This window comes from Oceaniglobus roseus (assembly GCF_002869745.1).
GTDB lineage: Bacteria > Pseudomonadota > Alphaproteobacteria > Rhodobacterales > Rhodobacteraceae > Oceaniglobus > Oceaniglobus roseus.
Window position 1 is genome coordinate 83299 of the sequence record NZ_PNOS01000014.1, and the last position, 9549, is coordinate 92847.

General features: G+C 69.0%; 7 protein-coding genes and 1 pseudogene. 2 read left to right on the forward strand and 6 right to left on the reverse strand.

All coding sequences use genetic code 11. From position 1 onward, the window contains the following. Positions 1-22: 22 nt before the first annotated feature. Positions 23-391 carry a response regulator gene (locus A7B20_RS09195; protein WP_102108280.1) on the reverse strand — a complete coding sequence of 123 codons (369 nt, stop codon included), beginning with the start codon at positions 389-391 and terminating at the stop codon, positions 23-25. Then, positions 384-4220 carry a CheR family methyltransferase gene (locus tag A7B20_RS21415; protein ID WP_172960986.1) on the reverse strand — a complete coding sequence of 1279 codons (3837 nt, stop codon included), beginning with the start codon at positions 4218-4220 and terminating at the stop codon, positions 384-386. Before A7B20_RS21415 ends, A7B20_RS09195 begins: the two co-directional genes overlap by 8 nt. Before the next feature lie 400 nt (positions 4221-4620). Here A7B20_RS21415 and A7B20_RS09210 point away from each other — a divergent pair, with 400 nt between their 5' ends. Together A7B20_RS09210 and A7B20_RS21580 are read left to right on the forward strand one after the other, a co-directional pair. Continuing rightward, the gene (locus A7B20_RS09210) at positions 4621-5175 is read left to right on the forward strand and encodes a response regulator (protein WP_157937642.1); all 555 of its coding nucleotides are present in this window, start codon (positions 4621-4623) and stop codon (positions 5173-5175) included. Positions 5176-5568: 393 nt separating this feature from the next. Next, positions 5569-6054 (forward strand): sigma-70 family RNA polymerase sigma factor, encoded by a 486-nt coding sequence (locus A7B20_RS21580; RefSeq protein ID WP_245866746.1) that lies wholly within the window; start codon positions 5569-5571, stop codon positions 6052-6054. 85 nt (positions 6055-6139) lie between these two features. Here A7B20_RS21580 and A7B20_RS09220 read toward each other — a convergent pair whose 3' ends face one another. The 4 genes and pseudogenes from A7B20_RS09220 to A7B20_RS09235 form a co-directional block, all read right to left on the reverse strand. Then, entirely contained in the window at positions 6140-6928 is a 789-nt protein-coding gene (locus A7B20_RS09220; RefSeq protein WP_102108284.1) for an SDR family NAD(P)-dependent oxidoreductase, read from the reverse strand. A 51-nt stretch (positions 6929-6979) separates the two neighbouring features. Further along, positions 6980-8149 (reverse strand): zinc-dependent alcohol dehydrogenase, encoded by a 1170-nt coding sequence (locus A7B20_RS09225; protein ID WP_102108285.1) that lies wholly within the window; start codon positions 8147-8149, stop codon positions 6980-6982. Further along, positions 8149-8799, reverse strand: coding sequence for an SRPBCC family protein (locus A7B20_RS09230; RefSeq protein WP_102108286.1), 651 nt, complete (start codon positions 8797-8799; stop codon positions 8149-8151). The genes A7B20_RS09225 and A7B20_RS09230 overlap by 1 nt, the downstream gene beginning before the upstream one ends. Positions 8800-8929: 130 nt before the next feature. Then, positions 8930-9549 (reverse strand): annotated as a pseudogene (locus tag A7B20_RS09235) (hypothetical protein); the annotation flags it as partial.

The window sequence follows — 9549 nt, forward strand, 5'->3', positions numbered from 1 at the left end:
CCCTGCCACGGGCCGGGTGTGCTCAGCGGCGGCCTTCCAGTTGCCTCAGCGCGCTGCCGATGGCCTCGGCGCCGTAGGGCTTGGCCACGTGGGGCCGCGGGAAGCCGCTGTGGCGCAGCTCTTCGGCCTCGTAGCCCGAGGTGATCGCGAAGGGGATGCGCAGCTCCTTCAGCCGCTCGGCCACGGGCAGCGCCGACTCTCCGTGCAGGTTCGCATCGAGAAGCACCGCGTCGACCGCGCCGGGGTCTTCCAGCTGCTGGAGGGCGCGCGACAGGGTTCCCGCCATCCCGGCGACCTCGTAGCCCAGTTCGGCGACGATCCGTTTCAGGTCGATCGCGATCGCCAGTTCGTCCTCGACGATCAGGATGCGGCGGAGGAGTGGGTCAGGCATCGTCGTGCAACTCCAGCTTCACATGGTATCGCAGACCGGCGGGATCATAGTCCACATCGACCTCGGCATCCAGTTCGTAGGCCAGGCCCTGTTGCAGGATCAGCGAGCCGAAGCCGGTGCGCGTGGGCGGGTGGACCTCGGGGCCGTCGGATTCGACCCAGTCGAACTTCAGGGTCCGCCCGTCGCGGACCCAGCTGACCCGCACCCGGCCCTCGCGACAGGAGAGGGCGCCGTATTTCACCGCATTGGTGCAGAGCTCGTGGATCGCCAGCGTGAAGGAGATCGCGGCGTCGGGCTTCAGTGCCACGTGGGGGCCCTGCAACGTCACCTGCCCGCCATCGCGGTCGGTGATGCTGAACAGGGACCGCTCGACCAGGTCCCTCAGGTCGGCGTTGGACCAGTTCCTGCGGGTCAGCGCGCCGTGGGCCTCGGACAGCACGCCGATCCGGGCGCTGAAGGCGGCGATGAAACGGTCCATGTCCGGGCTGTAGAGGCGGGTCTGCTGGGCGATGGACTGCACCACCGCCAGCATGTTCTTCACCCGGTGGTTCAGTTCGCCGACCAGCAGGCGCTGGCTTTCCTCCCACTTCCGCAGCTCCGTCACGTCGCGCACGAGCCCCGAGCCTCGTGGTGGCCGATCCGCGCCGGGCGCGGTGAAGGCGCCGGTGCCATGGATGATGCGAAGCCCGTCCTGCCGCAGGATGCGGTATTCCACGTCGAAGGAGCGGGCCTCCCGCGATGCGGCCTCGATCTCGTCCCGAAGGGCGGCCCGGTCGTCAGCATGTACCCGGTCGAACCAGTCCGAGACCCGGGTGTCGTCGGGGCCGAGGCCCAGCATCTCGCGCCCCCGGTCGTCCCAGTCGGCGCGACCGTTGCCCAGCTCCCAGGTGCCCCATCCGAGGTCGGCGGCCCTTGTCGCCAGCACCAGGGCATCGCGCGCCGCCCGAAGATCCTCCTCGTTCCGGCGGCGGGCCGAGATGTCGCTCGCCGCACCGAACCATTCGACGATGCGGCCCTCCTCGTCCTCGACCGGGATCGCCCGGGTCAGCCTCCAGCCGATGTTCCCGTCCGACAGCCGCACCCTGTGCTCGGTCTCGAACGGGGTGCGCCCGGCGATCGCCGCCTCGACCATGGCCCGGATGGACTCGCGCTCTTCGGGCAGGATGTAGGCTTCGACCCAGTCCTTGCCGGCGGCGTCGGCGTTCGGAGGAAAGCCGCGCCCCATGATCTCCTGCGTGTCGCGCAGGTCGGGGCTCATGCGGAAGACGACGTCCGAGGTCGCGTCGACCAGGGCGCGGAAGCGCCGCTCGCTCTCGCGCATCCGCGTCGCCGCCTCGCGCTGTGCCGTGACGTCGACGAAGGTGAAGACGACACCGTCGATGCGGTCGTCGATCGTGCGGTAGGGGCGGCAGCGGATCATCAGGCGGCGGTTGTCGGCCGTGCCCGTCTCGCGCTCGACCGGGGTGAGGTCGCGCAGCACCTGCCGCGCGTCGTCGCCGAGGCCGGAATACTGGAGCGTATGGGTGAAGTCGGTGATCGCCCGGCCGATGTCGCCCTCGGCGATCCTGAAGATCTGCGCCACCTGCGGCGTGAAGATGCGGATCCTGAGGCTGGTGTCCAGGAACAGCGTTCCGACATCCGTCGCCATCACGAGGTTCTCGAGGTCGCTGTGGGCGGCGCCGATGCTTTCGAGCTTGGCCTTCAGCTCGGCGTTGACCGTCTGCAGCTCCTCGTTCATCGACTGGAGCTCTTCCTTCGAGGTCTCCAGCTCTTCCGAGGTCGAGCGGTACTCCTCGTTCATCGACTGGAGTTCCTCGTTGACCACGCGCAGGTCCTGGATCGCCGTCTCGTATTCCGAGCGCGATGCGGCGAGGTGCGACTCGGCCATTTCCAGTTCGTTGCGCAGGCGCTGGATCTCGCCGTCCGAGGCGTCGATCCTCTCGCTCGTCGGTATGGCCGACAGGGGACCGCCGTCGAGGAAGACGACCAGAACCTCGAACACCGGGTCGCTTTCCTTCCTGCGGGACGGCGACACGTGCATCATCACCCGGCGCTGCCCGCCGTCGAACGCGACGCCGACCGGCAGGGTCAGCGTGGTCTGGCCCCGCTCGGCGGCACGGCGCACGGCGGACCGGAGGTCCAGCCGCAGTTCCGGGCGCACGAGGTCGCCCGCATCGTGGCTGAGCGGTCCGCCCGGCGGCAGCAGGTACTGGCCGACGTTCGGCGACATGTGGACGATCATGCAGTCGCGGTCGACCAGCATGCTGGGCGGCGCCATCCGCTCCAGCGCCTGCGCATGGTGACCGCCGGCGTCGAAGGTCTGCTTTTCCGAGACGGTTCCCGAAACCGGTCGCCGCTTCGACATCGCGGAGTCGCTGCTGAAACCGCCGATCTGCGGCGGACGGCGCAACTGCTGGCGCCGCAGCTGGAAGATCCGCGCCTCGCGGTGCAGGGGCTGGAACAGCTCGGTGTTGGAATCCATCGTCTCGGCCGAGCCGAGGAACAGGAAGCGGTTCGGCCGCAGTCCATATGCGAACAGCTCTCCGACCCGGCGCTTCACCGTGCGATCGAGGTAGATCAGCAGGTTCCGGCAGGAGATCAGGTCCAGCCGCATGAAGGGAGGGTCCTTCAGCACCGAGTGGCTGGCGAACAGGACGGTGTCCCGGATCTCCTTGCTGATCCGGTAGTGGGACCCTTCGGAGACGAAGAACTTCGACAGCCGCTCGTCGCTCACGTCCGCGGCGATGCTGGCGGGATAGCGCGCCTCCCGCGCCGTGGCGAGGGCGCCCTCGTCGAGGTCGGTGGCGAAGATCTGGACCTCGGGACTGAGGCCGCGCTTCGTCTTCTCCTCGTGGATCAGCATGGCCAGGCTGTAGGCCTCCTCGCCCGTGGCGCAGCCCGCGACCCAGGCGCGGAAGCCGCCTTCATGCAGATCGTCCAGCATGGGCCCGATGACGGTCTCGGCCAGCGTCTCGAAGGCATCGGGATCGCGGAAGAAGGAGGTGACCGAGATCAGCAGGTCGGAGAAGAGATCCTTGGCCTCCTCGGGGTTCGTCTGGAGGTGGTGGGCATAATCCTCGAGCGTCGACTGCTGGTTCACCTGCATCCGGCGGGCCACGCGGCGCAGCATCGTTGCGCGCTTGTAGTTCGAGAAGTCGTGGCCCGTGCTGCGGTGCAGGAAGCCGAGGATGCGGGACAGGGTCTGCTCCGCGTCGTCCTCGTCCATCTCGCCGATCTTCCGCTTCGAGCGGATGACGCGCACGATCTGGTCGGCCAGGACCTCCACCGGCGCCACGAAATCGGCCACCCCCTGGGCGATCGAACTGCGCGGCATCATCGCGAACTGCGCCTCCTCGGGATCCTGCACGAACACGACGCCGCCCGCTTCCTTCACCGCCCGCACGCCGACCGCTCCGTCCGATCCGGCGCCCGACAGGATCACGGCCAGCCCGTCGCCGCGCGCGCGGGCGACGGAGCGGAAGAACATGTCGATCGGCGCCCGCTTGCCCCGCGGCTCGCGGAACTCCACGGAGGCGATCGAATTGCCCTCGATGACCAGTTCCCGGTCCGGCGATATGACGTAGACGGTGTCGGGCGCGATGGCGGGCCCGTCGAAGACCGTCCGAACCTCCATCGTGGTGACGTCGCCAAGGATCTCGCCAAGCGCGCTCGGCTCGTCGGGGGCGAGGTGGACGATGACGACATAGGCCATCCCGAGGTCGGTCGGAATGCGCCGGAAGAACTCCCGAAGGGGTCGGGTGCCGCCTGCCGAGGCGCCGATCGCGCAGATCGGTATCCGCGGCAGGGTCGTTTCGTCGACGGTATCCACCGGGCTATCCCTTGTATCTTGGCGACAGGACGGTCTGCCGCGGTGCGGCTGCGGCGGTTCGCACGCGCCATTTTCCGGGGTGCCGGCGAGTTCCGCAACAGGAAACAGGGGGACGGCGGGAATGTTCCCGGGGTTGAGCGTGGGGAACTCGATGCCCGTGTCTGCGCTTACGGTGCATGCAACGTCTTTGCGGAGATCGACGGGGGAGGGACACGCGCGCCCGGAAGTCAATCGGCAGGAGCCGTCCGTCAGACATGCCATGCAGACGCCGTGCCGCGCCGCGGTGCATGCAGTCAGTTTCCTGCATCGGGGACACCGTGGCCGGCAACCCCGTGTCGAAATCGCGAAGTGTCCATCGAATGGCGCCCGCCTGTCGTGCGGGTGCGCAAAGGAGCACGTGATGTTACTGACCCATCGTCGAGTGCTGATCGTGGAGGATGACTTTCATCTTGCCCTGGAGCTCGCCCGACATTTCGAAGACGCGGGGGCCGAAGTCCTCGGCCCCTCCGCGACGCTCGGCAACGCATGGGAGAAGGTCGCCAGCGCCGACGTGGCCGTTCTCGACATCAACCTGCGCGGCGCCCTCGTCTATCCGTTGGCCGATTCCCTGCAGAGGCGCGGCATTCCCTTCGTGTTCTACACGGCAAGCGAGGCCGCCGAGATGCCGCCGCGGTTCCGTCACGTCGGGCGGTTCCGGAAACCCGCGGATGCGATGGCCCTGCTGGACGGGATGTTCTCCGGCGAGACCGACGTCGTGGACCTGCTGCCGAAGCTCCGGCTGATGGCGCGGCTGATGTACGACGAGCCGCACAGCGCCGACCGCCTGGTGGAGCGCACGCTGGAGCAGGCGCTGCGCGCGTACGAGTTCCGGCCGTGCGATGTCAGCGTGGAGAAGTGGCTGTTCGGGATCCTTGCCGAGATCGCCGAGCGGCAGGGCGGCGACCTGCTGACCTGAGGCCGCCGCCTGCACTATCACGATGTCCCCGGAGGCGACGCATGGACCTCCACAGCACGCGCGGCGGGGCGGGCCTGGCCAATGTCGGCAGATCATCCCACGATTTCTAGGCCTTGCGCCACGACGGCATCAGCACGTCGCGGCTTGCCGCTCCGCCCGAAGACCGGGGCGGACGGTCGGCGCCTGCCTGGCTGGCGGGGTTTGCGGAGGCGCCGGGATACGACCCGGAGTGCGGGACCCCGGTCCGACTCTCCTCGGCTCTCGACGGGGTTCATTCGGCAGCGGCGAAGTCGCTCTCCGGGGGAACAGACACCCGTGCGACACGTTGAACCCAGGTCGGCCGCAGAAGCCAAACGGGGGGAGAAATTGAAAGATCAAGCGGATGCACCAGACGTGGGTGAGGATCTCCTGACCTTCATACCGGCGCTGCGGGCCTATGCCTGGACGCTGACGCGCCGACATCAGGAGGTCGATGATCTCGTGCAGGAAACGCTGACGCGAGCCATCGCCAAGCAGCATCTCTACAAGAACGGTACCAACCTGCGCGCCTGGCTGATGACGATCATGCGCAACACCTTCCTGAACCAGATCGTAAAGACCACGCGCGAGCGGCCCGGAAATGCCGACTGCGTTTCCGCCAGCCCCTCGGCGCCGCCGAGCCAGGAATGGAGCATCCGCGGCAACGAGATCATGGATGCCATCAACCAGCTGCCGACGCATTACCGCGAAACGCTGGTGCTCGTGGTGATGCTGGGCGAGCCCTACGAGTCGGCCGCGCAGATCTGCGATGTGGCCGTCGGCACGATCAAGAGCCGGGTCCGACGCGCCAGATCCATGGTCCTCGAGCGCCTCGAGGTCGTCTCGCAGGACGATATCTGACCGGCCTTGCTCGGGACACGGCGGGCTCGGTAGCCCGGATCACTTTCCTCACGACGGCACGCGACGCATCGCGGCCGCAGCCCGTTCAGCCGTCGGCGCGGTCCGGGTCCGTCATCCGGCGGCGCACCTTCGCCAGCACCTCGTCCGCGATGACACCGGCGAACATCGACTGCACCTTGTTCATGAACCCGCTGACCACCCTGCCGTCGCCGCGCATCATCGCGTCGTACCCGATGCGGGCCACCTGCGCGGGATTGTCCTTGCCGTCGTCCTGTCCCACCGGTGTCTCCTCCATCCCGGCGCGCGTGAAGAACGCGGTGTCGGTCGGGCCGGGCATCAGGCAGGTGACGCTGACCCCGGTCCCCTCCAGTTCGTTGCGGATCGCGTAGCTCAGCGAATCGAGATAGGCCTTGGTGGCGTTGTAGACCGCCTGGTAGCTGCCCGGGATCTCTCCGGCGATGGAGCCGGTGACGAGGATTCGCCCCCGCCCTGCCGCCGCCATGCCCCGGCCGACGTGATGCAAAAGCCGCGTCGTGCCCTCGACGTTGGTGCGGATCACCCGAACCACGTCGTCCAACGACTGTTCGAGGAACGCGTCGCCCAGGCCGACGCCCGCGTTGGCCATCAGGTGGTCGACCGGGCGCTCGCCGATCTCCCCGACCAGTTGCCCGACCCCTTCCGCCATGGCGAGGTCGGCGCGCACGGCCCGGACGGAGCCGCCCGAGTCCCGCAGTTCCGCCGCTGCCCGGTCGAGCGCGGCGTCATCGGCACAGAGAATCAGGTCGTGGCCCTCCTTGGCGCATAGGCGGGCCAGTTCCCGCCCGATGCCCGTCGAGGCCCCCGTGACGACGGAGAGCTTTCCGGTGTCTGCCATGTGACGTCCTTTCCTTGGTCGGCACCTTCGCGGCCCGCGGGCCGGGAGGGATCAGGGTGTCAGGACCACCTTGGTCCACTCGTCCTGGTTGTCGTGGAAATTGCGATAGCCGGTGGGCGCCTCCTCCAGCGACAGGCGGTGCGAGATCAGGAAGGTCGTGTCGATCTCGCCCTCTCCGATCCGCCGCAGGAGGTCCTGCGAATAGCGCTGGACGTGGGTCTGGCCGGTGCGCAGCTGCAATCCCTTCTCCATCAGCGCCCCCAGCGGGAACTTGTCGACGAAGCCGCCATAGACCCCCGGCATCGAGATCCGCCCGCCCTTGCGGCAGGCCATGATCGCCTCGCGCAGGGCGTGGGCACGGTCCGCGCCGATGCCGACCTGCTGTTTCACCGCGTCGAGCGCGCTGTCCGGCGCCATGCCGTGGCTTTCCATGCCGACGGCGTCGATCACAGCGTCGGGGCCGAAACCGCCGGTCATCTCCATCAGCGCCTCCAGCACATGGGTCCGCCGATAGTCGATCACCTGCGCCCCGAGGCGGCGCGCGAGGTCCAGCCGGTGCGGGTGGTGGTCGATGGCGATCACCCGGTCCGCGCCCATCAGCAGCGCGCTCTGCACCGCGAACAGGCCCACCGGACCGCAGCCCCACACGGCGACGCTGTCGCCCTCGGTGATGTCGCAGTTCTCGGCCGCCATCCACCCGGTCGGCAGGATGTCGGAGAGGAACAGCACCTCCTCGTCCGGCAGTCCGTCGGGAATGACGATCGGTCCGACATCGGAATAGGGCACCCGCACGTATTGCGCCTGGCCGCCCGGATAGCCGCCGGTCAGGTGCGAATAGCCGAACAGGCCGGACATGGCGTGACCGTACAGAGGTTCGCTCAGGTCCTGCTTCTCGGCGGGGTTCGAATTGTCGCAGGCCGAGAACTGCTGCTTCATGCAGTGGAAGCAGGCGCCGCAGGAGATGGTGAAGGGCACCACCACGCGCTGCCCCTTCTCCAGCGTGCTGCCCGGCCCCGTCTCGACAACGCGGCCCATGAACTCGTGGCCGAGGATGTCGCCCGACAGGACGCCGGGGATCACCCCGTCGTAGAGGTGCAGGTCGGAGCCGCAGATCGCCGTCGCCGTCACCTCGATCACCGCATCGCGCGGATTGACGATCTCGGGATCGGGCACGGTGTCGACTCGGACGTCGTGCTTTCCGTGATAGGTCAGGGCGCGCATCAGTCTTCTCCGTCTTCGGATTTCCGGTTGGCCGAGGTCGCGACCTCGCCCGTCTCCATCAGCATCTTGAACCGCTTCATCTCGCGGCGGCCCTGGATGCGGGGTTCGCGCTGGAACATCTTCGCCACCAGCTGACCCGCGCGGCCGGCGGGCGGGACATAGGCGACCAGCGCCTCGACCTCGGTGCCGCGGTCGCCCGGGGCGTCGCGGAAGCTGACCTTTCCCTCGGTCTCGATCTCGGATTCCGCGGTCGAACGCCAGGCGATCTCCTCGCCCGGGCGGTCCGAGACGATGCGGGTCCTGACCGAAAGGTTGCGCCCGAACGGGCCGCGCAAGGTCCAGACCGACTGTTCGCCGTCGCTTTCGACCGCCGTCACGTTGTGCATGAACTGCGGCAGGTTGGTGAAATCGCGCCAGAAGGCATAAAGCTCCTGCCGCGGGCGGTTCACCGTCACCGTGCGGCCCGAGACGGCATAGTCGCCGTAGCGCGAGCGTCGGCTGGTACGCCCCGGCGCGCTGTCGGGTCTGCCGGGCAGGCCGCGATCCGCGGAGCGCCAGAGCAGCGCCCCTGCGGCCAGCACCGCGCCTGCGGACAGCGCGAGGAGCGGCACGCTGTGACCGTCTTCGCGCCTGTGAAGTCGTCGTGCCATGGGTAGTCTCTCCTCTCTGGCAAGGGCGAACAGGGGCGTTCCGTGCCGGCGGGATCGGCAAGGTCACGTGGATGTCCGCCTTGGGGGGCGCCCCTCCGCCACCATGGCGGAAGGGCGTCGTGCCGCCGGATCAGGCCCTTCCGGGGCCGTCGTTCTCGTCGTCGGCCGTTGCGCCGGTGGCGCCCGGCGCCGGCGCCTCGTGGTCGTGGCGCATCTCTTCGGCCGCGGCTTCCTTGACGCGGCGGGCGGCGTCGCGGGCCCTGTCGGCGCCTTCGGAGGCGGCATCGCGGGCGTCCTCGCGGCTTTCGCGCATCACGTCGCGGGCCTCGGACAGCGCGGCCTTGCCCGCGCGTTGCGCCCGCGACTTCTCTTCTTCGAAGATCCGCTCGGCCTCGTCGATCAGGTGATCGGACTCCTCGCCCAGCCACTCGTCCTCGGTCCGGGTGCGGGGCAGGGCGGCGGCGAGGGCCGCGCCTGCGGCCAGGGCCAGGGCACCGGCGACCAGGGGCCGCTCCTCGAAGAAGTCGCCGGCGGTGTCGCGGCCCGAGCGCCAGGTGCTCTTCATGGCGCTGCCGCTGCGGTGCCGGGCGTCCACGGCGGCGCGGCGCGCGTCGGCGATGCGTTCGCGCGCTGCCGTGCCCAGGTCGTCGGTGCCGTGGTAGAGGCGGGCGCGCGCGCGCCCGGGCCCCCCCCCCGCGGGGGGGCGCCCGTGCGCAAAGGGCCCCCCCCCGCCCTCGCCGCCGGCGGCGC